This window comes from Lientehia hominis (assembly GCF_021044755.1).
Taxonomy (GTDB): domain Bacteria; phylum Bacillota; class Clostridia; order Lachnospirales; family Lachnospiraceae; genus Lientehia; species Lientehia hominis.
In genome coordinates this window covers 34,332-59,718 of the sequence record NZ_JAJNOR010000005.1, presented here as the reverse complement: position 1 = coordinate 59,718, position 25,387 = coordinate 34,332, and the positions used below count along the sequence as shown (strand labels likewise).

Annotated in this window: 25 protein-coding genes and 1 riboswitch; of the genes, 20 read left to right on the top strand and 5 right to left on the bottom strand. The window is 47.5% G+C overall.

Going from position 1 to position 25,387, the window contains the following annotated elements; translation table 11 throughout:
* The first annotated feature begins 262 nt into the window (after positions 1-262).
* Complete coding sequence (locus tag LQE92_RS09170; protein ID WP_231062684.1) at positions 263-622, top strand: hypothetical protein; 360 nt, start codon at positions 263-265, stop codon at positions 620-622.
* Here LQE92_RS09170 and LQE92_RS09165 read toward each other — a convergent pair.
* Positions 619-1,395, bottom strand: a complete 777-nt coding sequence (locus LQE92_RS09165; protein ID WP_231062683.1) for an HAD family hydrolase — start codon at positions 1,393-1,395, stop codon at positions 619-621. The two genes, LQE92_RS09170 and LQE92_RS09165, sit on opposite strands and share 4 nt — an antisense overlap.
* Before the next feature lie 155 nt (positions 1,396-1,550).
* Between LQE92_RS09165 and LQE92_RS09160 the strand changes: the two genes are divergently transcribed.
* Genes LQE92_RS09160 through LQE92_RS09150 form a run of 3 tightly spaced genes read left to right on the top strand, consistent with a single transcriptional unit; the run spans position 1,551 to position 3,505 of the window.
* Positions 1,551-2,264 carry an acyl-[acyl-carrier-protein] thioesterase gene (locus LQE92_RS09160; RefSeq protein WP_231062682.1) on the top strand — a complete coding sequence of 238 codons (714 nt, stop codon included), beginning with the start codon at positions 1,551-1,553 and terminating at the stop codon, positions 2,262-2,264.
* A gap of 20 nt (positions 2,265-2,284) precedes the next feature.
* Positions 2,285-3,124 (top strand): CvfB family protein, encoded by an 840-nt coding sequence (locus LQE92_RS09155; RefSeq protein ID WP_231062681.1) that lies wholly within the window; start codon positions 2,285-2,287, stop codon positions 3,122-3,124.
* A gap of 6 nt (positions 3,125-3,130) precedes the next feature.
* Positions 3,131-3,505: a RidA family protein gene (locus tag LQE92_RS09150; RefSeq protein ID WP_231062680.1), complete on the top strand. Its 375-nt coding sequence runs from the start codon at positions 3,131-3,133 to the stop codon at positions 3,503-3,505.
* Between the two features lie 92 nt (positions 3,506-3,597).
* Here the strand turns inward: LQE92_RS09150 and LQE92_RS09145 are convergent, their stop codons facing one another.
* On the bottom strand, positions 3,598-4,149 hold the full coding sequence (locus LQE92_RS09145; protein ID WP_331001274.1) for a prolyl-tRNA synthetase associated domain-containing protein: 552 nt from the start codon (positions 4,147-4,149) through the stop codon (positions 3,598-3,600).
* A 164-nt stretch (positions 4,150-4,313) separates the two neighbouring features.
* Between LQE92_RS09145 and mutY the strand changes: the two genes are divergently transcribed.
* From mutY to LQE92_RS09125, 4 genes are all read left to right on the top strand, one after another.
* Positions 4,314-5,456: an A/G-specific adenine glycosylase gene (gene mutY / locus LQE92_RS09140; RefSeq protein ID WP_231062678.1), complete on the top strand. Its 1,143-nt coding sequence runs from the start codon at positions 4,314-4,316 to the stop codon at positions 5,454-5,456.
* Between the two features lie 747 nt (positions 5,457-6,203).
* Positions 6,204-7,010: a Cof-type HAD-IIB family hydrolase gene (locus tag LQE92_RS09135; RefSeq protein ID WP_231062677.1), complete on the top strand. Its 807-nt coding sequence runs from the start codon at positions 6,204-6,206 to the stop codon at positions 7,008-7,010.
* A 28-nt stretch (positions 7,011-7,038) separates the two neighbouring features.
* A complete protein-coding gene (locus tag LQE92_RS09130; protein ID WP_231062676.1) occupies positions 7,039-7,761 on the top strand; it encodes a phosphatase in 723 nt (240 codons plus the stop codon).
* A gap of 84 nt (positions 7,762-7,845) precedes the next feature.
* Entirely contained in the window at positions 7,846-8,145 is a 300-nt protein-coding gene (locus tag LQE92_RS09125; RefSeq protein WP_231062675.1) for a YerC/YecD family TrpR-related protein, read from the top strand.
* 125 nt (positions 8,146-8,270) lie between these two features.
* Here LQE92_RS09125 and LQE92_RS09120 read toward each other — a convergent pair whose 3' ends face one another.
* Entirely contained in the window at positions 8,271-8,891 is a 621-nt protein-coding gene (locus LQE92_RS09120; protein ID WP_231062674.1) for a DUF1836 domain-containing protein, read from the bottom strand.
* Positions 8,892-9,045: 154 nt separating this feature from the next.
* Here LQE92_RS09120 and LQE92_RS09115 point away from each other — a divergent pair, with 154 nt between their 5' ends.
* The 3 genes from LQE92_RS09115 to LQE92_RS09105 are packed head-to-tail and all read left to right on the top strand — an operon-like array spanning position 9,046 to position 13,171.
* Positions 9,046-9,726, top strand: coding sequence for a PspA/IM30 family protein (locus LQE92_RS09115; protein ID WP_147596969.1), 681 nt, complete (start codon positions 9,046-9,048; stop codon positions 9,724-9,726).
* Positions 9,727-9,766: 40 nt separating this feature from the next.
* Positions 9,767-10,762, top strand: coding sequence for an SPFH domain-containing protein (locus tag LQE92_RS09110; RefSeq protein WP_231062673.1), 996 nt, complete (start codon positions 9,767-9,769; stop codon positions 10,760-10,762).
* Positions 10,763-10,822: 60 nt separating this feature from the next.
* Entirely contained in the window at positions 10,823-13,171 is a 2,349-nt protein-coding gene (locus tag LQE92_RS09105; RefSeq protein ID WP_231062672.1) for an ATP-dependent helicase, read from the top strand.
* Between the two features lie 105 nt (positions 13,172-13,276).
* Here LQE92_RS09105 and LQE92_RS09100 read toward each other — a convergent pair whose 3' ends face one another.
* Both LQE92_RS09100 and LQE92_RS09095 read right to left on the bottom strand, forming a co-directional pair.
* A complete protein-coding gene (locus tag LQE92_RS09100) occupies positions 13,277-13,447 on the bottom strand; it encodes a hypothetical protein (RefSeq protein WP_231062671.1) in 171 nt (56 codons plus the stop codon).
* Positions 13,448-13,528: 81 nt separating this feature from the next.
* Entirely contained in the window at positions 13,529-13,687 is a 159-nt protein-coding gene (locus LQE92_RS09095) for a hypothetical protein (RefSeq protein WP_231062670.1), read from the bottom strand.
* Positions 13,688-14,028: 341 nt separating this feature from the next.
* Here LQE92_RS09095 and LQE92_RS09090 point away from each other — a divergent pair, with 341 nt between their 5' ends.
* The 9 genes from LQE92_RS09090 to LQE92_RS09050 all read left to right on the top strand — a co-directional run bounded on the left by LQE92_RS09090 (position 14,029) and on the right by LQE92_RS09050 (position 25,371).
* Positions 14,029-14,373, top strand: a complete 345-nt coding sequence (locus LQE92_RS09090) for a DUF4366 domain-containing protein (protein WP_231062669.1) — start codon at positions 14,029-14,031, stop codon at positions 14,371-14,373.
* A gap of 159 nt (positions 14,374-14,532) precedes the next feature.
* Positions 14,533-15,942 carry a 23S rRNA (uracil(1939)-C(5))-methyltransferase RlmD gene (gene rlmD / locus LQE92_RS09085; RefSeq protein ID WP_231062668.1) on the top strand — a complete coding sequence of 470 codons (1,410 nt, stop codon included), beginning with the start codon at positions 14,533-14,535 and terminating at the stop codon, positions 15,940-15,942.
* A 255-nt stretch (positions 15,943-16,197) separates the two neighbouring features.
* On the top strand, positions 16,198-16,491 hold the full coding sequence (locus tag LQE92_RS09080; RefSeq protein WP_231062667.1) for an HPr family phosphocarrier protein: 294 nt from the start codon (positions 16,198-16,200) through the stop codon (positions 16,489-16,491).
* Positions 16,492-16,792: 301 nt separating this feature from the next.
* Positions 16,793-17,854, top strand: coding sequence for a GGDEF domain-containing protein (locus LQE92_RS09075; RefSeq protein ID WP_231062666.1), 1,062 nt, complete (start codon positions 16,793-16,795; stop codon positions 17,852-17,854).
* Positions 17,855-17,969: 115 nt separating this feature from the next.
* Entirely contained in the window at positions 17,970-18,941 is a 972-nt protein-coding gene (locus tag LQE92_RS09070; protein WP_231062665.1) for an alpha/beta hydrolase, read from the top strand.
* A gap of 257 nt (positions 18,942-19,198) precedes the next feature.
* Positions 19,199-19,283, top strand: a riboswitch (ZMP/ZTP riboswitch).
* A gap of 150 nt (positions 19,284-19,433) precedes the next feature.
* Complete coding sequence (locus LQE92_RS09065; protein ID WP_231062664.1) at positions 19,434-21,272, top strand: NAD(P)-binding protein; 1,839 nt, start codon at positions 19,434-19,436, stop codon at positions 21,270-21,272.
* The gene (locus tag LQE92_RS09060) at positions 21,266-23,008 is read left to right on the top strand and encodes an NADH-dependent [FeFe] hydrogenase, group A6 (RefSeq protein WP_231062663.1); all 1,743 of its coding nucleotides are present in this window, start codon (positions 21,266-21,268) and stop codon (positions 23,006-23,008) included. The genes LQE92_RS09065 and LQE92_RS09060 overlap by 7 nt, the downstream gene beginning before the upstream one ends.
* A 315-nt stretch (positions 23,009-23,323) precedes the next feature.
* Entirely contained in the window at positions 23,324-24,706 is a 1,383-nt protein-coding gene (locus tag LQE92_RS09055) for an MATE family efflux transporter (RefSeq protein WP_231062662.1), read from the top strand.
* 71 nt (positions 24,707-24,777) lie between these two features.
* Complete coding sequence (locus LQE92_RS09050) at positions 24,778-25,371, top strand: cytidylate kinase-like family protein (RefSeq protein ID WP_231062661.1); 594 nt, start codon at positions 24,778-24,780, stop codon at positions 25,369-25,371.
* Positions 25,372-25,387 lie beyond the last annotated feature (16 nt).

The window sequence follows — 25,387 nt, the reverse complement described above, 5'->3', positions numbered from 1 at the left end:
CCGATTCCATCGTAAGGGGAGCGCTGCAAAGGCGTTGGCAGGATCTTCCCGGCCGAAGGGAGGCAAAAATCGCATATCATGCAGATTTTTGTTGGAATCTGACATGGAAAAATATCGATTTATCCATGTCAGTTGGAAAAGACCGACTGAAGGCCGCAAAGATGCTGGTTACGGCTGCCAGCGACCCGCCTGGATGGAAGCGGACTTCCTCCTGCCTCCTCTGATTTGCAAAGATAAGTTTGTTTAAAAGGTATTCAAAGGTATGATTAAGAAGATAAAATGGTTCCGAAAGAGTCTTCCGGCTTTTAAGGGAAAGAAGAAGGCCGTTTTCGTTGTGGGGGCCAGTCCCATGGGAAATCCGGAGATTGAAACTTCTTTAAAAGGGATTTTTTCTGAAGAGGAGCAGGTAAAAGTGTTTTATCTGCAGGGCGGACTCCGCTATGAGAGAATGGGGACCTCCTCCAGGATGATGATGAAAATGTTTTCTTCCATGGTGGCGAAGAAAAAGAATAAAAGTCCGGAGGAGGAAGAAATGGCGCATATGATAGGGTGTTCTTATGATATATCTGACCGGAGATTCATAAGTCCTGTCGCGGCATATTTCAAAGAGCAGCAGGATTAGTGGAGAAGAGTCTCCAATACATCTTCTACAGAGTCACAGATATGGCGGCAGGCAGCGATGACCTCAGGCTTTCCGTCAGAGACGGCATAGCTTTCCTCCGCACATGCAAGGAGCTCCAGATCATTATAATTATCGCCGAAGGCCATGATTTGTTCCCGGGAGATATTTACTGTTTCCATGAGGGCGCGCATGGCGTGGCCTTTGTTGATGCCGTCGGGGATGAAATCGATCCAATGGTCGCAGGTTGAGGCGAGGGTAAAGACTCCCTTCCACCGCTCTTTGAATTCCCTGAGGCGCTCTTCTGTCTTGTCTCCGTGGACATACGCCGATATCTTGATATAATCTTCTTCTGTCTTAAATATATCCCTGACCTCAGTCACGTCATTTTTCAGAACGTTTTTAAGATGCCAGGTATAGGAAGGATCCTTAGCCTGGATATAAGCGGTCCTGACCCCTGAAAGCTGAATTTCACAGCCGTCCCTGGACCAGATGTCCCGCATCAGCTCCTGTCCGAGATCTCGCTCCATAGTGGCTTTATATATAATTTTTCCGCTGTGGACCGCGAACGCGCCGTTTTCACATATATAGTCTACGGAATCGGCTGCCGGTCCCATAAGTCTTTTCAAATTGCCGTACTGGCGTCCGCTGGCGGCGACAAAACCAATTCCTTTTTCTCTGAGCCTCTCAATGATCGGAAGTATGCGGGGCGGCAGAGTCTGAGCGCCGTTTTTAAGAATCGTACCGTCCATATCGCTTGCGATGAGTCGAATCATAAAATCCTCCATGTAGTCATATTGAGTGCGGCAGGCGGCCTGCTCCATCTGTGGAGCGGAGAACGCGCTGCCTTGTCCAGTATATCACAAAACCAAAAAAAACAAGAGCAATTTGGAAATAAATATGATATAATGTCCTGAGATATGGAGGAGTTATGTATTCGTTTGACAGTAAGGTGAGATATAGTGAAGTGGGAGCAGACGGCAGGCTGAGCCTGTGCTCTGTCATCCATTATATGCAGGACTGCAGTATCTTCCAGTCAGAGATGCTGGGAGTAGGAGTCCGTGCACTGCAGGAGAGGGGCAGGGCGTGGCTGCTCTCAGCCTGGCAGGTGGAGCTCTTTAGGAGGCCGGAGCTCGGTGAAACGGTAAAAGTCGGGACCTGGGCCAGCGGATTCAAGGCGATGTACGGCTATCGGAATTTTGTGATCTTGGATGCTGCCGGCGCTTATATGGTGAAAGCGAATTCCATATGGATCTACATGAATCTGGAAACCGGGCGTCCTGAAAGAGTGGATAAGACGCTTTCGGATATTTATCAGGCAGAAAAGCCGCTGGATATGGAGGCGGACGGACGTAAGATAAAGATTCCGGATAATCTGGCAGAATTTCCATCATTTCCCGTCAGAAGATATCAAATCGATACCAATGGGCATGTGAACAACGGACAGTATATTCAGATGGCAGAGGAATGGCTTCCAGGTGATAATGATATCAGGAAGCTGCGGGTGGAATATAAGAAAGCGGCGGTATACGGCGATACGATCATACCTATGGCCGGAGGGGAAACTGATTCTGCCACAGTAGTGCTGAAGGGATCTGAGGGACAGATTTATGCCGTAGTTCAGGCGGTCTCCAGAAAAGGATAAAAGACGGAAGGACGAAAAATATGATAGAGCTGGGAAAGAAACAGACGTTGAAGGTGCTTCGGCAGAAAGAGATCGGCGTATATTTAGGAGAGGGAATTGCCGGTGAGCCGGGGGTTCTCCTGCCCAAACGGCAGGTTCCGGAGGGAACAGCCGTCGGCAGTGAAATAGAAGTTTTTCTTTATAAGGATTCAGAGGACAGGCCAATCGCCACTGTAAGGGAACCGCTGCTTTCTCTGGGGGAGCTGGAGGTCCTGGAGGTCGTTGAAGCAGGGCGGATCGGAGCATTTTTGAACTGGGGGTTGGAAAGAGATCTTTTCCTTCCTTACAAGGAGCAGAAATGGAAGGTCAGGCCGGGGGAAAAAGTACTGGTGGCTTTGTATGTGGATAAGAGCCAGAGACTTTGTGCGACTATGAAGGTAGATGACTATCTGAGCGCGGATTCACCCTACGAAAAAGACTCTTCCGTGACAGGTGTCCTCTATGAGATCAACCAGGATCTGGGAGCTTTTGTGGCGGTGGATAACCGATATTTCGGACTGATTCCTGCTGGAGAAGTTAATCGGGAAATGAAGACCGGAGTTACGGTGGAAGCCAGAGTGGCGCGAGTCCGGGAAGATGGGAAGCTGATATTGAGCGTCAGGGAAAAGGCATATAAACAGCTTAATGTGGACGCGGAGGCTGTTCTTTCCTTGATTGAGGCTTATGGCGGTGTCCTTCCGTTTACGGATAAAGCGGACCCGAGTCTCATCAAGCTGGAGACAGGACTGAGCAAGAACGCATTTAAGCGGGCTGTGGGCCATCTTCTGAAAGAAGGTATGATTCAAATAAAAACTGAAACTATAGAATTGATCAGGAGGTAATGTATTATGAAAAAAGTAATTTCTACAGACAAGGCGCCGGCGGCTATCGGACCCTATTCTCAGGCGGTTGAAGCAAACGGTTTTGTGTTTGCATCCGGTCAGATTCCGGTGAACCCGGCGACCGGGGAAATTCCGGAAGGTATTGAAGCACAGGCCAGACAGGCGATGGAAAATGTCGTGAATCTTCTGGCGGCGGCAGGGACTACGGCTGAGAATGTGGTAAAGACTTCTGTATTCATCAAGGACATGAATGATTTTGGCAAGGTGAATGCGGTCTACGCAGAATATTTTAAGGAAGAGTGCCCTGCCAGAGCATGCGTTGAGGTGGCAAGACTTCCCAAGGATGTGCTGGTTGAGGTAGAGGCAATTGCAGTAAAGTAAAGTTATCAAGACTGCAGAAAAGACGTAAGAAAGCGGGATTCGAGAGAATCCCGCTTTTGGATTTCATGGGAATGTTCTTTGGAAACTGACTGTCACAGCTCTACAGCCAGGTAGTTATGGCCTGTATACGGGAGAAACTTATCGAGCAGATCCTTTGTGGACAGCCTCAGGCTGGAAGTATTGACACAAGGGTGACATCCGAGATAAGGGGCTTCCAGGACTTTTTTGTCGATCAGAAGATGTACTTTATTCTGCTTATCATTCATCAGGCCCATGACGCTTACGGAACCGGGCGCTATATCCAGGTACTGCTCCATGTATTCAGCAGGGGCGAAGGAAAGTCTCGAGGTGCCGATCTGCTTGGAAAGGGCCGCTGTGCGGAATTTTTTTGTGCCAGGCAGCATCAGCAAGTAGAAATCCGTTTTCTGGGAATTGCAGAGGAAGAGATTTTTACAGATTTCGATTCCCAAAAGCTCGTCCACATGCTGACATGACTCAATGGAAGGGGTCACATCATGGTCGATTCGTACATAGGGCATTTTAAGAGAGTCGAGCAAATCGTATACCCTCATTTCTTTTGGGAGGCGGCCGTCGGGAGAGGGACGGCCTGTATACAGGTGTTCATCAATCCATATTCCGTTCATATCATCCAGTCTCCTATCAGTCATTTATCGATACTATAGCTCATTTTCCAGAAAAAGACCAGAGGGAATGGAGGAATATACTTGCAGAAATGCCGTTTTTCATGCACAATGAGGGAAGCAGGAGATGAAAAACAATCATTTTACAGAAGGAGTATACAGATCATATGGAGGAACAGATTTTAGACCAGCTGTATGCGGATATGGAAGTTCTGGAAAAAGAGAACGATATGCTTCCGCCGGTGAAACGGATAAAGGAGGCGTCGGTCCCGCTTCTCCAGTGGTATCGGAGACACGCACGCACACTTCCCTGGAGGGAATCTCCCACACCTTATCATGTATGGGTGTCAGAGATCATGCTTCAGCAGACCCGCGTAGAGGCCGTCAAAGCATATTATGAAAGATTCCTGGCAGAGCTGTCGGACATTCAGGCTCTTGCGGATGTGAAAGATGAGCGTCTGATGAAGCTGTGGGAAGGCCTTGGATACTATAACCGGGCCAGGAATCTAAAAAGAGCGGCCGAAGAGGCAGTTCTGACATATGGAGGAAAATTGCCGGATTCCTACGAGGAGCTTTTGAAGCTTCCTGGAATTGGCTCCTATACGGCAGGTGCAGTCGCATCCATCGCATACGGAATACCGGTCCCGGCGGTAGACGGAAATGTACTGCGGGTAATATCGAGGCTTTTGGCAAGCACAGAAGATATTCTTAAGCCCTCATTAAAAAAGAAGATGGAAGAGCTGCTTACGGAGGCTATGCCGAAGGAAAACGCAGGCGATTTTAATCAGGCGTTGATGGAAATAGGGGCTTTGGTGTGTATCCCGAATGGACAGCCCCATTGCGGCGAATGTCCATTGCGCGGTCTTTGCCTGTCCAATAGGTACCAAAAAACGGACAGTATTCCGGTGAAGACGCCGAAAAAATCCAGAAGGGTCCAGGAGAGGACGGTCCTGGCGGTAGCATGCGGAAGTGAGGTGCTGATTCATAAAAGGCCGGATAAAGGGCTTCTGGCTGGTCTTTATGAGCTGCCAAATACGGAAGGGCATCTGGAAAAAGGACAGGTATATGCTTATCTGGGAATTTCCGAGGAGGATATCCTTGTTATGGAAAGACTTCCGGAGGCGAAGCATATTTTTTCCCATGTGGAATGGCGGATGACCGGATATTATATCAAACTGAAAGAAGAATGGGGAAAGCTGAGAGATTCCAGGGACAACCTGCCGGGAGAGCTGGTGGACAAAGCAGATGCAGAAAGCCGGTATGCGCTGCCGGGAGCCTTTAAGGCATATGTGGGATATCTGTTTCATTGAATATACAATGTGCACAGATGAAAAATGAATCGAGGGGGTAATCTTTTAAAATCTACCAAATCATATTTTCACACGGAAAAATTACTTGCTTTCTGAAAAATACCATGCTATATTTTTGAATAGCAGAGGGTGAACAAAGGGGTTCATGGATTACATTTTCGTGTGATTCTGGACTCTTTTCACATTTTATTGGGAATAATCCTTATGAAAGTCCTGTGCGATATTACTCAGGTAATATGGCTTGGCATATGTAGACGTCTTAGAAGACATCACAGCGGACAGCATGCGGACATCATAGCGGACAGCATGCGGACATCATAGCGGACACCAAAGCGGACAGAAAAACGGACACCTGGCAGACACAAAATTGACATTTCTGCGGACAACGAAGACGGCATCATGAGGACATCACAGAGAACTTCTGAGCAGACATCAAGGTAGACAGCGAAGGCGGCATCATGCGGACATCATTGAGGACATCAGGGCGGCATCCGGCGGACCAGACTGTATTTCAGGAAGGCTGACGAAAAGCGCAAAAAGGCAGGGCAGCTGCAGAAGCTGCTCTGCCTTTTTGGATTCTGAAAACCAGGATTGACGAAAATGCTGGGATAAGGTATCTTTATGTAGAGAAAGAGTGGACGAGATGAGGGGCAATCCAAGGGAATCAACCCATGTCAGGCAGATAGAAAATGGGCGTACACAGCCTGAGGATCAGTATAGTAAAAACGCGGATTAGATGGAGGAGACATGAAGTATCAGGTATTGGCGACAGATTTGGACGGGACACTTGTTACAGATGACAAGCAGATCACGGAACGGACGAAAGCAGCGATTCAGACAATGGTAAAACGAGGCGGGATTCTGGTCCTGGCTTCCGGCAGGCCCAGCTATGGCGTATGGCATGTAGCGAGAGAGCTTGGCCTAGACAGGGACGGAGGCTATATTTTGTCCTATAACGGGGGTGAGCTTTTGGAGTGCAGTACGGGCGAGGTGGAATTTTCCGTCAGTATACCTTCCGAGAGGATTCCGGATATCATAGAGCTTTCCCGCCGTTATCAGACTGCCATCCTCACTTATGAAGGAAGTGACATAATCACGGAAAACGGAAATGATATCTATGTAGCCGGAGAGGCTAGGAATGTGAAGATGGACGTGAAGGAAGTGCCGGATCTAATCTCCTATATCACTTTTCCCATCGTGAAGCTGATGATGGTCGGCTCGGAGGAGCAGATTCTTAAAATGGAGCCTATTGTGCGGGAGGCCCTTGGACCTGAGTTCGCGGTATTCCGTTCTGAGGCGTATCATCTGGAGATTCTGCCGGCCGGCATCGATAAAGGCACCGGACTCCAGAGAACGATGGATCATCTGAAGATTCCCAGGGAAGCGGTGATTTCCTGCGGCGATTATGACAACGATATCCCCATGAATGAAGCGGCGGGATTTGGCGTGGCTATGGCGAATGGATGTCCGAGGATCAAAGAGCTGGCTGACTACGTTACTTTATCCAATGAACAGGATGGGGTGGCAGAAGTGATTGAAAAGTTCATGTTATAATATATTTTACCTCAAGGAAGGGACAGAGATGGAAAAATTTATTCTGGATACTCATACCCATACGGTAGCCAGCGGACATGCTTACGGTACGGTTTTGGAAATGGCTAAGGCTGCTTCAGAGGAAGGGCTCGAGCTGCTGGCAATCACAGACCATGCGCCGAAGCTTCCGGGTACCTGCGGGGAAATGCATTTTCGGAATTTCAAGGTGATAGATAAGATACTTTTTGGTGTGGAGATCCTGATGGGCGTGGAGCTCAATATCATAGACTACAAAGGGACTGTGGATATGGAAAAGGGCCTTTTAAGACAAATGGCCATCGGCATTGCCAGTATGCATACGGTCTGTCTGACTCCGGGTACAGAAAAAGAAAACACTGCCGGGCTTGTTAAAGCTATGGAGAATCCGGGAGTCCATATTATCGGCCATCCCGATGACGGGAGATATTCCATAGACTATGAAACGCTTGTCAGAGAAGCGAAAGAGCAGCGCGTGCTGATCGAACTGAACAACAGCTCTTTGATGCCGGGAAGCGGCAGGAAGAATTCTGTGGAAAACCTGGAGAAGATTCTGAGCTTTTGTGAGAGATACGGACATGAGATCATCGTTAATACAGATTCTCATTTTCCGACTTCTGTCGGCCGTTTTGATAAGGCGAGAGAGCTTCTTTTGAGGGTGGGCTTCCCGGAAGAACTGATCGTAAACACAAATACGGGAAAATTGAAAAAATATCTTAATAGGTCTGGACTTTAAAGTGGTAAAATGCTAAAATGTATAGGAAGCCGAGTCTTCGGACGGAACAAGGCTTTTTCTAAAGCATTTTAAAGGAGAACGACAATGAATAAAAAGTTGAAGACGGAAGCCGTGGACCACTTATTTCAGGCTATCCTTACCTTGAAGGATGTCAACGAGTGCTATACATTTTTTGAAGATGTATGTACGATCAATGAGCTTTTGTCGTTGTCTCAGCGCTATGAAGTAGCCAGAATGCTTCGGGCTAAGAAGACGTATCTGGAAATTGCGGAAAAGACAGGGGCTTCCACTGCGACCATCAGCCGTGTGAACCGTTCTTTGAATTATGGAAATGACGGATATGACATGGTGTTTGAAAGGCTTGAAGAGGAAGAGAAGATGTAGATTCCGAGGTATCCCGTTCATTAAGACAGAGAAGTATGTATGGAATGCGGAAAATAGAATAAGAAAGCCGGGAGAAACCGACGCGGTTTCTTCCGGCTGTTTATGTTTTATTGGAATATAACAGGTCATTTTTCTTTTTTATCTGCAGGGCTGTCCTTTTTCTTGGCGGCCCGCATTTCATCGATGATCTGTTCGATCATCTGCTTCTTCAGGTATACATCGAAGCTGAGCGTACAGATAAAAGAAAAGAGCTGAAGATAATCTTTGTCTTCTTCCGGATAGCTGCTGAAGGAACGCTTGGAAAGTTCAAAACGGGACTGGACTTCTTTCATCAGATCGACCAGCTGCAGTTTTTCAATCTTGACTATTTCATTATAGACTTTATCCAGCTGGTCATGGTCTTCGGTAAAATACTTCTCTGAAAGAGACGAGAGCAGCACCTGAATATCTCCAATGGAGAGAAAGCCCTTGAAATAATAGATGAAGGCCAGCAGTATCAAATGATCCTTCGAATACTTTTTCTTCACAGGCGGAGGAAGAAGGTCATTCTTCGCATAATTGTTTATCATGGTTTTGGTGAGGACCTTGTCGTCGTCATGGCGTTTGCCGAATGACAGATGCTGTTCCATAAATGTCGTCACCTGGTCCATATAAAGGTCAATGTCAGGTATATCCTTTGTATGGATGTAACTGAGCCCTCTCAGTTTTGTAAGCAGATCGTCTATCAATTTTTCATTGGTTTTCATGTACTCACCTCATGTACCATTATATAGTATTTAATACCAGATGACAAGACATAAATATAAAACCAGGCGGCCGGAAATATCGGTTCCTTTTGACATTGTACAGGAAATAGCTTATAATAATAGGAAAAATGTAACATACAAGGAGGATACTAAAATGGGGATAATTCAGAGATTTAAAGACATTATGACTTCTAATATCAACGCGCTTTTGGATAAGGCGGAAGATCCTGGAAAAATGATAGACCAGTATATGAGAAATCTGGAAAGTGATTTAGGGAAAGTAAAGGCAGAGACAGCTTCTGTGATGGCAGAGGAAACCAGGAGCAAACGGGAGCTCGATGAATGCACGGCCGAGATCGATAAGCTGCAGCAGTATGCGGAAAAGGCTGTCATGGCGGGAAATGACGAGGATGCGAAACAGTTCCTGGCCCAGAAATCCAGCCTTGTGGACAAACAGGCTTCCCTCCAGCAGGCGTATTCCCTTGCGGCAGAAAACGCCGGCAAGATGAGGCAGATGCACGACAAGCTCTGTTCCGACATCGCCCTTCTGGATTCCAGACGTGACGCCATCAAGGCCAAGGTCAAGGTTGCCAAGACTCAGGAGAAGCTCAATAAAATGGGCGCCAGCATCGACGGGGCCAAAGGAAATCTCAGCGCGTTTGACCGCATGGAAGAAAAAGCGAATAAGATGCTCGATGAGGCAAATGCCATGGCAGAGCTCAACAAAGAGCCTAAGAGCGCTGATATGGATGCTTTGAAGAGTAAATACGATTCCCAGCCTGCAGCGGCAGTGGATGACGAGCTGGCGGCTCTTAAGGCAAAGCTTGGGAAATAAGATAACCTGAAAAGAAATCACGAAATAACAGGAGCGTGCTATGGGACTTTTTGGCGGCCAGATGGCCAATGTAGTGGAATGGGAAGAATACCGCGATGACGTTATTTTCTGGAAATGGAGCAACAAGGAGATAAAAAAAGGCAGCCGCCTTATCATCCGCCCCGGCCAGGACGCGATATTTATGTATAACGGCAAGGTGGAAGGTGTGTTCCGCGACGAAGGAAGCTTTGATATTGAGTCAGATATCATTCCGTTCCTTTCCACATTAAAAGGATTTAAGTTTGGTTTTAACAGCGGCATCCGCGCCGAGGTGCTGTTTATCAACACCAAGGAGTTCACGGTGAAGTGGGGGACAAGAAACGCGGTGAACCTGCCGGCGGAAGGACTTCCCGGCGGGCTTCCCATCCGTGCATTTGGAGTCTTCAACTGTAAGATTTCTGATCATATGACTCTTATCGATAAGGTGGCGGGGATCAGAGGCCAGTACGAGGTGGACGATGTGCGGGAACGTGTTTTGGCACAGCTGGATCCTCTTCTCATGAAATGGATTTCCAGAGAAGGAAAGGATATATTCAATCTTCAGACGAATGCCGCGGACATCGGAAAAGGAATCTGTACGGATTTGGATATGGAGATGAGAAAGATAGGGATTGCCATCACAGGTTTTTCCATTCAGAGTGTTTCTTACCCGGATGAAGTGCAGAAGATGATAAATAAGACAGCTTCCCAGAGTATGATAGGTGATATGGGCCGGTACCAGCAGGCAGCCATGACGAATGCAATGGAAAAAGGCGGAGCAGGCGGACATATGGCGGCAGATATGGCCGGAATGCAGATGGGAATGATGATGGGGCAGCAGATGGCGAACCAGATGCGTCAGGGTATGGAAGACGGTTTTGGAACTGCCGGAGGACAAAAAACAGGAGAAATGCCGTCCGGAAAGACAGATGACGGAAAGAAACCGAATTTCTGCCCGAACTGCGGCACCAAGACGAACGGAGCTAATTTCTGTCCGAACTGCGGCCAGAAGCTTTGAATTTCAGAAGCCAGATACCGGTATTTTCAGTGTCTGGCTTCTCTCTTCGGGAGTAAATAGATGAATAATTACGATACACTGAACCCCATGCAGCGGGAAGCGGTCGAAACGACAGAGGGCCCGCTCCTGGTGCTGGCCGGAGCCGGATCAGGAAAGACGAGGGCACTCACCCACAGAATTGCCTATTTAATTGAGGAAAGAGGAGTGAATCCCTGGAATATCATGGCTTTGACCTTTACAAACAAAGCCGCGGGAGAGATGAGAGAGAGAGTCGACGACCTGGTGGAATACGGCGCCAGTAGTGTATGGGTATCCACATTTCACTCCACCTGTGTGCGGATTCTGAGACGCCACATCGAATGTCTGGGATACACGACTAATTTTACCATATATGACAGCGACGATCAGAAAACGCTGATGCGGCAGGTGCTGAAGAAACTGGATTACGACACCAAAGTCTACAAAGAGAGGGCGCTGCTCTCCACCATTTCCTCTTGTAAAGATGAACTCATCTCTGCGGAGGATTTTGCTGCACAGACAGCTGGAGATTTCCGTCAGTCCAAGGTGGCGGACGCATATCTGGAATACCAGGCGCAGCTGAAAAAAAACAATGCCCTGGACTTTGACGACTTAATAGTAAAGACGGTGGAGCTTTTCCGGACAGACCCGGCGGTGCTCGACTATTATCAGGAGAGGTTCCGCTACATAATGGTAGATGAATACCAGGATACCAATACGGCTCAGTTCCGGTTTGTGGAGCTTTTATCTTCCAAATACAAGAATCTCTGTGTGGTGGGGGATGACGACCAGTCCATCTATAAATTCAGAGGCGCTAATATAGAGAATATTTTAGAATTCGAAAGCGCGTTCCCGGGGGCAAAGGTCATTAAGCTGGAGCAGAACTACCGTTCCACGGGAAATATTCTCAATACGGCCAATGAGGTCATCCGCCATAATATGGGGCGGAAGGAAAAACGGCTGTGGACGGAAAATGAGGAAGGGATTCCGGTCCATTTCAGACAGTATGATACGGCATATGAAGAGGCTGACGCCATAGCGGCGGATATTGCGGGAAGAGTGGCGGAAGGAGCGCAGTATTCAGATTTTGCGGTGCTTTACCGGACAAACGCCCAGTCGCGTCTTTTGGAAGAGAAATGCGTGAACAGGAGCATCCCCTACCGCCTGGTGGGAGGGGTGAACTTCTATCAGAGAAAAGAGATCAAGGACATTCTGTGTTATTTAAAAACCATCGATAACGGTATGGATGATCTGGCAGTTCAGAGGGTCATCAATGTGCCCAAGCGAGGGATTGGAGCCACCAGCATCGGAAAGATCATGACTTATGCGGAGGGAAATGGTCTGAGCTTTTTTGAGGCCTGCAGGGCAGCGGACCGGATACCGACCATCGGAAAGGCCGCGGGAAAAATACAGAGCTTTGTCACACAGATACAGGCCTTTAAAAGTAAATTGGAGTATTATTCCATCGAGGATCTGATTGATGATATTGTGGAATCTACCGGATACAAGGAAGAGCTTGAGAATGATGATACGGTAGAAGCAGAGACAAGGCTGGAAAACATTGAAGAATTGAAAAACAAGGCCGTGGATTATGAGGATGGCTTGGAAGAAGGCGAGGAAGCGCCGACCTTAAGCGGATTTCTGGAAGAAGTGGCGCTGGTGGCCGATGTGGATAACATGGACGATTCCGAGAACCGGGTTGTCCTGATGACCCTCCACAGTGCGAAGGGACTGGAATTTTTGCGGGTCTATCTGGCAGGGATGGAAGACGGCCTGTTTCCCGGCATGATGTCCATAAATTCGGATGATCCGGATGAATTGGAGGAGGAACGGCGGCTTTGCTATGTGGGGATTACCAGGGCGAGGGAAGAACTGGTACTTACATGTGCCAGACAGAGGATGGTGAACGGGGAGACAAGATTCTGTAAGCCTTCCAGATTCCTGGCGGAGATTCCGCCTCTGTGTCTGGAAAGGGACGAGGTACCTTCCATGTTTACGTCAGGCGGCCGGTTTGGAGGGGATGGCGTCTTTGGGGGCGCCAGGGCTTCCGAAGGACATTCCGGCTTTGGCGAAGATCGCCGGCTCGGCGACAATGTATTTGATCTCCAGAAGCCAGGAGGAAAGCCGTGGGCGGCTCCCCCTGCCCGCCGCCGGAATTCTCCTTCCGGGGATTCCGGGCTCAAACAGTCTTATATGGGGAAACAGTTTACGGTGACGAAAGCCGACGGGCTTTCTTATCAAGTGGGTGACAGGGTCCGTCATGTGAAATTTGGAGAAGGGACCGTGGCGGATATTACAGAGCAGAAAAAGGACTTTGAAGTGACGGTGGACTTTGATACGGCAGGAAGAAAAAGGATGTACGCTACTTTTGCAAAGCTGGTTAAAATCTAAGCCGTTATGTGTGGACTTCCTAAAAAATAAAAACACGGCGGATACCGAAAGTATCCGCCGCGTCTTTTACATTTAAGTCTGCTCAGCAAGTAATATTTTGTCAGTTTATGCGGCAAAAGTTGTATGCCCGTGTTTGAACGTGTTGTCGTGATGAGATTTTGAAGGAATCTCTACAGCTTCTTTGCGTGCCTGATATATTTCTACGATAGCACCTGCTACGAAAGAAACCGCTACAACTGCTGCAACCGCGATTGCTAATAATAATAATTCTGTCATGATAGATACTTCCTTTCCGCTGATATCAGCTTTATATAATTATTCATCGTTGTCTGTAGCTGTTACATATGCCCTGTAAACTTATACTGCCGTTCCGACAGGAAAGTTTTTCTTGGCGCCCATACCGACATTATCAGAATGTCTGTGAGCGGACACCAGCTTAACCACACAGCCCGCGATGCCGGCTGCTGCAGCTGCCGCTGCAACCATCCCAACTCTGATCAAAAAATAAATTCCCATATTATCCTTCCTTTCTTATGCCATATATCTCAAGTCTGTATAGTACATTTCTGTTTACTTCTATGGTTTAATTATAGCAGACTGCAAGGATTAATTTTGTGGAAATTATACGATTCGGAGTAAAAAAATTTGTGCAGAATAATGATGAGTTGTTTCAGAAGGAATACAAAATCCGGTATTTGTTAAAAATAGAAGAAGGAATGGAACATGGTTTTGTGAGCTGACAAAATATTTAAAAAGTATTAAATCTCTGAAATTTGGAAAGTTTTAATAGTAAATCGGACAGATTAGTGATATAATAACTGCAAAATGAGTTTTAGTGCAGAAAGGACGTGCAGGATATGAATAAAAAGCTGGAAGAGGTTTTAAGCGTGAGCAAACTGAATGAGCTGATTCACAAAAATGAAAAGCATGAAGAAAAGAAGAGCAAGGTGCTCTGGGTCTTGGCCATCATCGGCGCGGTAGCGGCAGTGGCAGGAATTGCTTACGCAGTATATCGTTTCTTCACGCCTGATTATCTGGAAGACTTTGAAGATGACTTCGACGACGACTTTGATGATGATTTTTTTGATGATGACGACGATGAAGTTACAGAAAAAGCAGAAAAGGCAGAGGATGAAGCCGAGGGAGATTCCATCGCCAAAGCGGCGGAAGAGGCTTTTGAGGAAGCATCTGAGGAAGAATGAGCGAAGAACGCGGATAGGTGAAAAAAATCATCAGGGCTGCCAGTTTGGCAGCTCTTTTTCATTTCATAGGAAAGTTCGTCCTATGAAATGAAAAGCCCTCTGGGCAAGATCGCACTGCGGTGTATACGGCGAAAACAGTAGAAAAGGACTGGATGAGTAATGAAAAAAGGTGATATTTTTAAAGGAACGATAGAAAAACTTGTTTTTCCGAATAAGGGGATCCTGTATATAGAAGGGGAGCCTGTCATGGTAAAGCATGTGCTGGCGGGACAAAAAATAGAGGCAGCTGCAGGGAGGAAGAAAAAGGGGAAAATGGAAGGAAGGCTGATCCGCGTGCTGGAAGCGTCGCCTCTGGAAACTGTACTGAATCCCTGTGTGCATTTTGGCGTCTGCGGAGGATGCAGTTATCAAACAATCCCTTATGACAGCCAGCTCGCAATTAAAGAGGCCATGGTGAGAGAATTAATACAGGACAGCTGTCCAGAGGAAGTATTTGAAGGGATAAAAGGAAGCCCTCTGCAGGAGGGATACCGGAACAAGATGGAATATTCCTTTGGCGATGAAGTCAAGGACGGCCCTCTTGCTCTGGGTATGCACAAGAGAGGAAGCTTCCATGATATTGTGACGGTCAGGGGCTGCCGGATTGCAGACCGGGATTTTGAAAGGATTCTTTCAGGAACATTGGAGCTTTGTTCTTCCGAAGGACTTCCCTTTTATAAGAAGATGAAGCACCTAGGATATCTCCGCCATCTTTTGGTGCGTAAAGCCTGGAAGACGGGGGAGATCCTTGTGGCGCTGGTGACGAGCGGCCAGCTGGAGGATGCGTTTCAGGCGGAGAACAGAGAGGCGGGAAAAGAAAAAGAGGAAGCTTTTTTTTGGCGTTTTTCCCGTATGCTGCAGAATCTGCACTTGGATGGGAAGCTGGCAGGTATTCTTCATATGAGAAATGACAGCCAGGCTGATATGGTGAAAAGTGACGAGACCACAGTGTTGTTTGGTCAGGATCATTTTTATGAGGAGCTGCTCGGACTGCGATTTAAAATCACTCCATTTTCCTTTTTTCAGACCAATTCTGCCGGAGCGGAGATATTATATCGTACAGCCCAGGAATATGTGGGAGATACAAAGGACAAGCTGGTTTATGATCTTTACAGTGGGACAGGAACCATTGCCCAGGTTCTGGCGCCTGTATCCAAAAAGGTGATCGGAGTAGAGATTGTAGAGGAAGCCGTAGAAGCGGCGAAAAAAAATGCCGTTTTAAACGGCTTGGACAACTGTGAGTTTCTTGCAGGAGACGTTCTTAAAACTTTGGATGTCATTGAAGAGAAACCGGATTTGATCGTGCTGGACCCTCCGAGGGATGGGATTCACCCGAAAGCGCTGCCGAAGATCACTGCGTATGGCGTAGAAGATATTGTCTATATAAGCTGCAAACCCACTTCCCTTGCGCGGGATCTGAAGGTGTTCACGGCTTCTGGATATGAAGTGAAAAGGGCCTGCGCGGTGGATATGTTTCCCGGAACCGCAAACTGCGAGACCATAGTTCTGCTGCAGCGCGTTGGGCGGTGAAAGTTATAATGGATTGTAAATTTATGAAATCTTAAGCAGCCTTTATTTATATGCTGATAAAGGATGTTTAAAATCTGAGACGAGGGTAAAGACTAGAGAATACAGGCAGATCTGCAGGTAACGTATCGCGCTTATGCCGCCAAACCTCGTGTTCATCGAATGGAATGAATGTCCCAGTTAGGCTCAGATCAATGATTCTGTTCCGAAAATGACAGAGTTTTAATATTCTTTATATATGAGGAGAATTCCGGCTGAATGAGACAAGTTAGATCAGACAGTGGAAAAAACAGCGGCTGCTTTTTAGAAAGGATAATAGAAATGCGGAAAATCAATGTGACATTTGATAATGTGGATATGGTTGAAGAATTTGTCCATGTTGTCCAGGATTATCAGACAGACGTGGATTTGAAAAGCGGACATTGTATGGTGGACGCGAAATCAATTGTGGGCGTTATCAGCATGGGGCTTCAGAAAAAGATGGATTTGATCATCCATACGGAAACCTGCGAAGAATTAGTTGAACGGCTGGGATTTTGCAGAGTTTCATAAATTTATAAACGAATAACAAAAGAGAAGACCGGAGACAGAATGCTGCTGTTGCATCTGATTCCGGTCTTTTATGTGCCAGGAAAGATATTAAAAGTTACTTGCAATGATGAGAGTTAGAAAAATAGGATAAAATCAGGAAAGTTGGAGTCTGATACAAAATGTCTGACAAATATGGGAAACAGGACCTGCCCAGGCGCTGGGAAAGGAAACAGCCCTTTAAGGAAAACGCTTCAAATGGCTGAAACGTTCTGCATGGGAATAAAGATTACAATAGTACTACGTTAAGATAAGAGGTAAGGATATGGGAGGGCTGATTGTTGTATTCATTGATTTATGTATAATCATTTTTGACCTTATGGTGTTTACTAAAATGATAGTTATGAAAAATGATGGAAAAAAATGGCGGTTTGTTATGTATATAGGCTGCGTGGTCATAATCTGTAGTTATTTTATAGCTACCTATGTATATCGATGGCCATCGGCTGTTGCTTCCGCCGTTTTTATGAGCATTCCCAGTCTGATATTTTTTTTCGTTTTATCGAAATATAAAGACGCCCGCTTTTTTCTTACGTTTTGTTTTGTGGATTCTGTCACTTTGATTTTTGCCTTTTTGGCTCGTTATATTGGAATACTCGCTGGAAACACGGGAAGTATCATTTTACTTTTTGTATTGTTTGCTGTGCTATTGACGATTTTCATGATTGGAAAGCCGTATTTCGGACGATATCGTACCCTTTTGGAATATGTGGATACTGGTTGGAGAGCCATGATGATATGTTCCATACTCATCTATTTTGCTCTGGTCTTTTTTGCGGCATACCCTAAGCCAATGGTGGAACGGATAGAATATGCGTCAACGTATCTTGTGTTTTCAGCGGTTGTACTGTCTTGTTACTCCGTGTTTATTACTTCAGCAATTAAGACCATCAAAATTTATGAACAGAGTATACAGCTGCAAAAAGAGAAGAAATGGCATCAAATGGCTTACATTGACGCGCTTACAGGCTGTTCTAACCGCATGGCGTATATGGAAAAGATAAATGATAAAATGGGGCATAACGCGGGAGATAACGTTTTAAAAGGTACAGTAACTTTGTTAGAAGAGATTTTTCAGGAAGATAATTTCTTTCTTTATCGGATTGGGGGAGATGAGTTTGCGGTTCTTGCAGTCGATGTAACGGAGCAGCAGCTCTTATGTAAACTTCAATTATTGAAATGCAAAACAGATTCTGACAAAATAACTCTGCCATGCAGTCTTTCTGCAGGATACTCTTTTGTTGATTCAAAAGAAAATAATGCTGTGGAACAGGCGTTTATCCGGGCAGACAAGATGATGTACAGAAATAAACACAGTAAAAAATAGAATCTTTACAAGTAGTATTATGATATTAAACATTTTCAGAGTTTGGAATATCCTAATCCTATAATCGTCTTGCCGTGCCCGGCAGGATGGAAAAACCAGGAGGATCAGGAATAAAATGAGAAAAAGAATTTCACTGGAACCAGAGGCGGTGGCAGTAAGCAATGCAAATGCCGTACCGCCCCTTATTTTTCAGCTTCCCCCCTGCGAAGGACGGCAGGTTCTGGAAAAGGCACAGGATACGCCGATATGTATGTTTCCGGCATGCATACAGAAAACCATGGTGAATACCGGAGAATGGGGAAAAGTGCGTGTCTTCGTGGTCAGGCCCGAACGGATATCCTGTCCGGCAAATGTAATATTTTACATCCATGGAGCGGGGTGGGTATTTGGCAGTTTTCACACCCATGAAAAACTGGTCAGAGAGCTGGCTGCGAGAACAGGATCCGTCCTGGTATTTCCGGAATATTCCCGGGCACCGGAGGCACGCTATCCAGTGGCCATTGAACAGTGCTATCATATACTCTGTATTCTGCCGGGACTGCTCAGACAGATGGGAATAGAGATGAACCCGGCAGGGCTGACAGTGGCAGGGGACAGCGCCGGTGGGAATATGGCTATTGCCATGACCCTGATGGCGAAATACCGGGGAGGTCCCTGTATCCATAAGCAGCTTTTGTATTATCCGGCGACGAACGCCTGCTTTGATACTTGTTCATACCAGCAATTTGCGGCGGACTACTATCTTTACAGGGCCGGGATGATATGGTTCTGGAACCAGTATGCTGTCTCTGAATGTGACAGAAACCAGATTACCGCATCGCCACTGCGGGCCAGCAAAGAGCAGCTGGAAGGCCTGCCTGCCGCCATGATACTCAATGGGGAAGCAGATGTTCTGAGAGATGAGGGCGAGGCTTATGCGAGGAAGCTTAGAGAAGCAGGAGTAGAGGTAACGGCGGTGCGGTTTCAGGCGATCATACATGATTTTGTGATGCTGAATGCCCTGGATCAGACAAGAGCATGCCGCGCCGCCATGGATGTCTCTGTGGCATGGCTGAACAGGGAAAGCTGCCCGGCGCCTTGCTGCTGACTGCCTCTTGTTTTTTCTTATTCAGTATGGTGCGGAGCTTCTGCCGGTGCTTAACTGGAACTCGAGCGGAGAAATCAAAGGAGAAGAATAGACGGAAGACGTGGCATATGTGGAAATTCCTTTCGATGTCGAAAATAGGCAGTCTGCCAGGGGATATCGTGATATTGTTCTTACAGAACGCCGTTGATTTCTATGATTTTTTATTGAGAGGAATTCTTGACAATACAATAACAATATGATATGGTAGGGAAAAGAAAAGAGATTTTCATCGCTGGCGGAATCAGTGGAAGAACCACAGGGTGATGAAAGTTTGGGAATTGGCCGACCGTCTGGGCAACATTTGTTGATAAAACGAATGTTGCCTTTTTTATACTCTGCATCTTGGGGGAGAAGCTTTTCTAGAAGCAGAGTTACATAAAATGTTTTCTTTCGTGGGGGAAACCAAGGGGAAACAAGCGGTAAGTAAACAAGCGAGAGAAGGAGGAGGTATTGATGAGCAGATTAAGTATCATCACTCAAAACAAGGCTCAGACCACAGTAGAGGAGCTCTACAAGGATCTGGAGCGGCGTATCAGCGCGAGCCCGCCAGGACTATGTCCCGTTGATCTGGCGTCATCTTTTCTGAAGATGTGCCATGCTCAGTCATGCGGGAAATGCGTTCCCTGCCGTGTGGGCCTGGGACAGCTGCAGAAGCTGATGGAGGACGTACTGAACGGAGAAGCGACTCTGGAGACAATCGACTTAATTGAGAAAACAGCGAAGAATATTTTCTATTCCGCAGACTGTGCCATTGGTTATGAGGCTGCGAAAATGGTATTAAAGGGAATCAAGGGATTCCGGGATGACTTTGAAGAGCATATTTTGAGAGGCCGGTGCAAGTTTGAGCTGAACCAGCCTGTGCCCTGCGTATCCCAATGTCCCGCAGGGGTGGACATTCCTGGTTATATCGCTCTGGTGGCGGAAGGCCGTTACGGCGATGCGATCCGCCTGATTCGGAAAGACAATCCGATGCCTTCCGTATGCGGGCTTATCTGCGAGCATCCCTGTGAAGTGCGCTGCCGCAGGACGATGATAGATGATCCTGTGAATATCCGCGGACTGAAGAGATTTGCCGTAGACCATGCAGGCGACGTACCGCTTCCCGTACCTGCGGTACCTACAGGGAAAAAAGTGGCTGTCATCGGCGGAGGCCCCGGCGGTATCAGCGCGGCTTATTATCTGACTTTGATGGGCCATGATGTGACGATCCTGGAACAGAGGAAAAAGCTGGGCGGCATGCTCCGCTATGGAATCCCCAATTACCGACTGCCCAGAGAGGTTCTTGACAGAGAAATCGAGCATCTGCTCAGCATCGGAGTTAAAGTAGAGACCGGGGTGTCTGTGGGCGAGACCCCCAGCATAACGGATCTGAAAAAGGAATATGATGCAATCTATATTGCGATCGGCGCTCACATTGACAGAAAGATCGGCATTGAAGGCGAAGACGCCAACGGCGTGGTTTCCGCCGTGGAACTGCTCCGCGGAATCGGCGACGGCGATATGCCTGATTTCAGCGGGAAGGACATCGTAGTCATCGGCGGCGGCAATGTAGCCATGGATGTAGCGCGTTCTGCAATCCGTCTGGGTGCAAAGCGACTGCGTATTGCGTATAGGCGGAGAGCCGTGGATATGACGGCCATGCCGGAAGAGGTTGCAGGTGCGGTGGAGGAAGGATGCGAGCTTCTTGATCTTCATGCTCCGCTGCGAGTGGAAAAGGATGCGGACGGAAATGTGGCGGCCCTTTGGGTGAAGCCTCAGATCATCGGACCGGTAAAAAATGGAAGGCCGGTGCCTGTGAACTCTTCTGAAGAAGATGTCCGTCTTTCCTGTGATATGGTGATCGTGGCCATCGGACAGGGCATTGAGTCCAAGGCTTTTGAAAAACAAGGCATTCCTGTAAAACGCGGAGTCATCGAAGCTCTTAACTGGAGTGGTGTGAATGCAAAGGATATCACCGGTGTGTTTGCCGGCGGCGACTGTGTGACAGGACCTGCTACCGTAATCCGTGCCATTGCGGCCGGAAAGGTTGCTGCTGCGAATATAGATGAGTATCTTGGCTTCAAGCATACGATTTCCGTGGATGTGCAGATCCCTAAGGTCCGCCTGGACGACCGGAAGAGCTGTGCCCGTGCGAACATGAAGGAGCGCCAGCCTTCCGACAGGGCGAAGGATTTCGATCTGATCGAATGCGGCATGACCTGCGAAGAAGCGAGCCAGGAAGCGAGACGGTGCCTGCGGTGTGACCACTTTGGCTTCGGTATCCTGAAAGGAGGCAGAGTAGAAAAATGGTAAATCTCACAATTAATGGTAAACAGATCAGAGTGAAGGAAGGAACCACGATTCTGGACGCTGCCGCTTCCGCAGGGATTTTTATTCCGACTCTTTGTTATCTGAAGGATATCAATGAGATCGGCGCCTGCCGTGTCTGTGTTGTAGAAGTGGAAGGCTGCGCTAAACTGGTGACGGCCTGCAATAATAAAGTATGGGAGGGTATGGATATCCGTACCAACAGTCCCAAGGTAAGAGAGAGCAGAAGAAATAATGTAGAGTTGATTCTGTCTCAGCATGACTGTCAGTGTGCTACCTGCGTGAGAAGCGGGAACTGCAGTCTTCAGACTATAGCCAACGATCTAGGCATTCTGGAGCTTCCTTTTGAGAAAAAGCTTCCGAAGTCCAATTGGCCGATGGATTTCCCCTTGATCCGGGATGCCAAAAAGTGCATCAAGTGCATGCGCTGTGTACAGGTTTGTGACAAGATCCAGGGACTGAATATCTGGGATGTGGCTGGGACCGGTTCGAGGACCACCGTTGACGTTTCCAGAAACAGAAAGATTCAGGAATCTGACTGTGCGCTCTGCGGCCAGTGTATCACACACTGTCCTGTTGGGGCTCTGAGGGAGCGCGACGATGTCCAGAAGGTGCTGGATGCGCTGGCAGACCCGGAGAAGATCACAGTAGTGCAGGTGGCGCCCGCCGTGCGTGCGGCATGGGGGGAGGCGTTCGGCCTTCCCAGAAAGTTTGCGACCGTGAAGCGTCTGGTATCAGCCCTTCGTCAGATTGGCTTTAATTACATATTTGACACCAATTTCAGCGCGGACCTGACCATCATGGAAGAGGGAAGCGAGTTCCTGGAAAAGGTGAAGAACAAGGAGAATGAAACGTTCCCGATGTTCACATCATGCTGTCCGGGGTGGGTACGTTTTATGAAATCCCAGTATCCCGGTATGGTGGACCAGTTGTCCAGCGCGAAATCGCCTCAGCAGATGTTTGGAGCCGTTGCAAAGTCCTACTATGCGAAGCTGCTGGATGTGGATCCTTCCAGAATCTACAGTATCTCGATCATGCCCTGTGTAGCGAAAAAGCACGAGTGCGCAATACCGGTCATGAATGACGCGGGTGCAGGCCCGGATGTGGACGTGGTCCTGACTACCAGAGAAGTAGACCGCCTGATCCGCGCGGAGCACATCATTCCCTCTGATCTGGAAGAAGAAGAGTTCGATATGCCTTTGGGTACCGGCTCAGGCGCCGGCGTCATTTTCGGGGCTACCGGCGGCGTTATGGAAGCGGCTCTTCGAAGCGCGTATTATCTGGTGACAGGAAGAAATCCTGATCCAGATTCCTTCAGCAAGGTGCGTGGTATGGACGGCTGGAAAGAGGCTGAGTTCAACCTGGCGGGTCAGAATCTGAAAGTGGCCGTTGCCAGCGGGCTTTCCAATACCAGAAAACTGATGGAGGCCATCCGAAAGGGTGAAGTCCAGTACCACTTTGTGGAAATCATGGCATGTCCGGGCGGCTGTGCAGGCGGCGGCGGGCAGCCGATAAAAGACGGAGAAGAACAGGCGGAAGCCAGATGCGAGGTTCTCTATGGACTGGACAAGGTGAACAACCTGAGGTTCTCTCATGAAAATCCTTCTGTCCAGAAATGTTACCAGGATTATCTGGAGGCACCGCTGTCTCATTTGTCTCATAAGCTTCTGCATACGGACCATCATGCATGGCTGATGCCGGAAGAAGAGACAGAAGAGTGATCAGAAGCCGTCTGAATAACTAACATTGCTACCCATTATTATACCTTCTATATAGGAACAGGGCGTCCGTGTAATGCGGCGTCCTGTTCAATTTTTGCTTGACAATTTAAAAACAAATGGATAAAATAAAAAAGAATCGAGTGGCTGCAATGCGTAAATCCGGATGTCGGATCTGCGCATTTTTTTTGTGTGATGAAGAGTTTCTTGGACTTCCTATTGTACAAGAAAAAGTGTGCACAATTCATGGATTCGGGTTGTGGCAGCTTCCCCCAAAAGACTCCAGAGACGACTGAATATGAGGAGGAAACAGAGACAATGGAAAAAGAGATTACTATGAACCGGATGGGGACAGCGCCCATCAAAAAGCTGATGCTGGCCATGGGGATTCCCATGATTTTATCCATGGCGCTGCAGGCTTTGTACAATATTGTGGACAGCTTTTTTGTAAGCAGCATAAAGGACACGCCTGCTGTGGCACATTTGGGGGATTATGCAGTGAATGCCCTGACTCTGGCCTTCCCGGTCCAGATGCTGATGGTCGCGATTGGAATTGGCACCGGAGTTGGAGTAAACGCACTGCTGTCAAAGAGTCTTGGCCAGGGCGACAGGGAGAAAGGAAGCTGGATTTCAGGCAACGCCGTCTTTTTAGGGCTCTGCACCTATATTGTATTTTTACTGTTCGGAATCTTCGGCGTGAATGCTTATATGGTTTCCCAGACAAAGGATCCTGTTGTCCTTCAAATGGGAAAGGCATATCTGGAAATCTGTTCAATCCTTTCCTTCGGAAGCATCCTGTTCATGATCTACGAGAAGCTTTTGCAGGCCACAGGCCGGACCATGCTGTCGACTGTCGCCCAGGTGGCCGGGGCTGTGACCAATATTATCCTGGATCCAATATTGATCTTCGGATATCTGGGATTTCCGGAATTGGGGATTGAAGGCGCGGCATATGCGACTGTTATTGGGCAGGCGGTTTCCCTTATTCTGGGAATCCTGTTTCATATGATATGTAACAGAAGGGATATCAATACAGGCTTTCAATATCTGCGCCCGAGGATAAAGATCATTACAGAAGTCTACACCATTGGAATTCCAGCCATTATCATGCAGGCACTGATGTCATTCATGACATATGGCGTGAATATCATATTTGGAGCGGTTTCCACAGCGGCGGTAACGGCATATGGAATTTATTATAAGATCCAGCAATTTGTCTTTTTTGCGGCTTTCGGTATGAATAACGCCATGATTCCAATCATCGGATTCAATTACGGGAAACGGGACAAAAAGAGGATACAAGAAGGGATCCGATACGGAATGCTTTATACGCTGATCATCATGCTGGTGGGAGCCATGCTGCTGCAGGTATTTGCAGGACAACTGATCGGTATTTTTTCCCTGTCAGATGAAACACGGACGCTTTGTATCCGGGCAGTGCGCATTATTACATTGGGCTATTTGTTTGCCGGTGCCAATATCGCTTATCAGGGTATTTTTCAGGCACTGGGGTATGGGGTCCGTTCCTTATTGGTGTCCACGGTACGGCTGATCATAGTGGCGCTTCCGCTCGCATGGATTTTTACCCGTCTTCCCAACGCGGAAACGTTGATCTGGACTGCTTTTCCCATAGCGGAGGGCGCGGCGTTGATTCTTGCGGCAGTGCTGATGAGACAGGTCGCAAAAAAGAGGCTTACTTAGATTGCCGGCGCTTTTATTACGGTTCTGAACAAAAAATGGTATAATGGATCAAGAAAAAGGAGGCAGATAATATGATGAAAAGGATTATTACCATCAGCAGAGAATTTGGCAGCGGCGGGAGGACGATCGGAAGGCAGACAGCGGAACGGCTTGGAATTTCCTTTTACGACAAAGAGCTGATTGAAAAAGTGGCGAAGGAATCCGGGCTTTCAGAGCAGTTTGTGGCGGAGCAGGGCGAGGATTCACCGACTAAAAACCGTTTTGCCTATTCCTTTTTAGGCAGAGAGAGCAACGGTATGTCAGTAAATGATTATCTCTGGTCAGCTCAGAGAAAGATCATCCTGGAGCTTGCGGAAAAAGAATCATGCGTGATAGTGGGACGTTGTGCGGATTACATTTTGAGGGAAAGGGAAGACTGCCTGCATGCCTTTATTTGCGCGGATGTGAAAAAGAAAGCGGAGCGGATCGTGAAGCTGTACGGAGAGACAGAAAAGAAACCTGAGAAAAGGCTAGCAGAAAAGGATAAAAAACGCCGCTTGAACTATGAATATTATACGGAGCGAAAATGGGGAATGGCGCAGAATTATCATATTTCACTGGACAGCGGTGCCATCGGTCTTGAAAAGTGTGTGGATATTCTGGTGGATCTGACCAGGATGGATTAATGTGTTTAACCGTACT

Coding starts and splice junctions, on each gene's coding strand:
- LQE92_RS09170 (WP_231062684.1), top strand. CDS start 263: ATGATTAAGAAGATAAAATGGTTCCGAAAGAGTCTTCCGGCTTTTAAG.
- LQE92_RS09165 (WP_231062683.1), bottom strand. CDS start 1,395: ATGATTCGACTCATCGCAAGCGATATGGACGGTACGATTCTTAAAAAC.
- LQE92_RS09160 (WP_231062682.1), top strand. CDS start 1,551: ATGTATTCGTTTGACAGTAAGGTGAGATATAGTGAAGTGGGAGCAGAC.
- LQE92_RS09155 (WP_231062681.1), top strand. CDS start 2,285: ATGATAGAGCTGGGAAAGAAACAGACGTTGAAGGTGCTTCGGCAGAAA.
- LQE92_RS09150 (WP_231062680.1), top strand. CDS start 3,131: ATGAAAAAAGTAATTTCTACAGACAAGGCGCCGGCGGCTATCGGACCC.
- LQE92_RS09145 (WP_331001274.1), bottom strand. CDS start 4,149: ATGAACGGAATATGGATTGATGAACACCTGTATACAGGCCGTCCCTCT.
- mutY (WP_231062678.1), top strand. CDS start 4,314: ATGGAGGAACAGATTTTAGACCAGCTGTATGCGGATATGGAAGTTCTG.
- LQE92_RS09135 (WP_231062677.1), top strand. CDS start 6,204: ATGAAGTATCAGGTATTGGCGACAGATTTGGACGGGACACTTGTTACA.
- LQE92_RS09130 (WP_231062676.1), top strand. CDS start 7,039: ATGGAAAAATTTATTCTGGATACTCATACCCATACGGTAGCCAGCGGA.
- LQE92_RS09125 (WP_231062675.1), top strand. CDS start 7,846: ATGAATAAAAAGTTGAAGACGGAAGCCGTGGACCACTTATTTCAGGCT.
- LQE92_RS09120 (WP_231062674.1), bottom strand. CDS start 8,891: ATGAAAACCAATGAAAAATTGATAGACGATCTGCTTACAAAACTGAGA.
- LQE92_RS09115 (WP_147596969.1), top strand. CDS start 9,046: ATGGGGATAATTCAGAGATTTAAAGACATTATGACTTCTAATATCAAC.
- LQE92_RS09110 (WP_231062673.1), top strand. CDS start 9,767: ATGGGACTTTTTGGCGGCCAGATGGCCAATGTAGTGGAATGGGAAGAA.
- LQE92_RS09105 (WP_231062672.1), top strand. CDS start 10,823: ATGAATAATTACGATACACTGAACCCCATGCAGCGGGAAGCGGTCGAA.
- LQE92_RS09100 (WP_231062671.1), bottom strand. CDS start 13,447: ATGACAGAATTATTATTATTAGCAATCGCGGTTGCAGCAGTTGTAGCG.
- LQE92_RS09095 (WP_231062670.1), bottom strand. CDS start 13,687: ATGGGAATTTATTTTTTGATCAGAGTTGGGATGGTTGCAGCGGCAGCT.
- LQE92_RS09090 (WP_231062669.1), top strand. CDS start 14,029: ATGAATAAAAAGCTGGAAGAGGTTTTAAGCGTGAGCAAACTGAATGAG.
- rlmD (WP_231062668.1), top strand. CDS start 14,533: ATGAAAAAAGGTGATATTTTTAAAGGAACGATAGAAAAACTTGTTTTT.
- LQE92_RS09080 (WP_231062667.1), top strand. CDS start 16,198: ATGAGACAAGTTAGATCAGACAGTGGAAAAAACAGCGGCTGCTTTTTA.
- LQE92_RS09075 (WP_231062666.1), top strand. CDS start 16,793: ATGGGAGGGCTGATTGTTGTATTCATTGATTTATGTATAATCATTTTT.
- LQE92_RS09070 (WP_231062665.1), top strand. CDS start 17,970: ATGAGAAAAAGAATTTCACTGGAACCAGAGGCGGTGGCAGTAAGCAAT.
- LQE92_RS09065 (WP_231062664.1), top strand. CDS start 19,434: ATGAGCAGATTAAGTATCATCACTCAAAACAAGGCTCAGACCACAGTA.
- LQE92_RS09060 (WP_231062663.1), top strand. CDS start 21,266: ATGGTAAATCTCACAATTAATGGTAAACAGATCAGAGTGAAGGAAGGA.
- LQE92_RS09055 (WP_231062662.1), top strand. CDS start 23,324: ATGGAAAAAGAGATTACTATGAACCGGATGGGGACAGCGCCCATCAAA.
- LQE92_RS09050 (WP_231062661.1), top strand. CDS start 24,778: ATGATGAAAAGGATTATTACCATCAGCAGAGAATTTGGCAGCGGCGGG.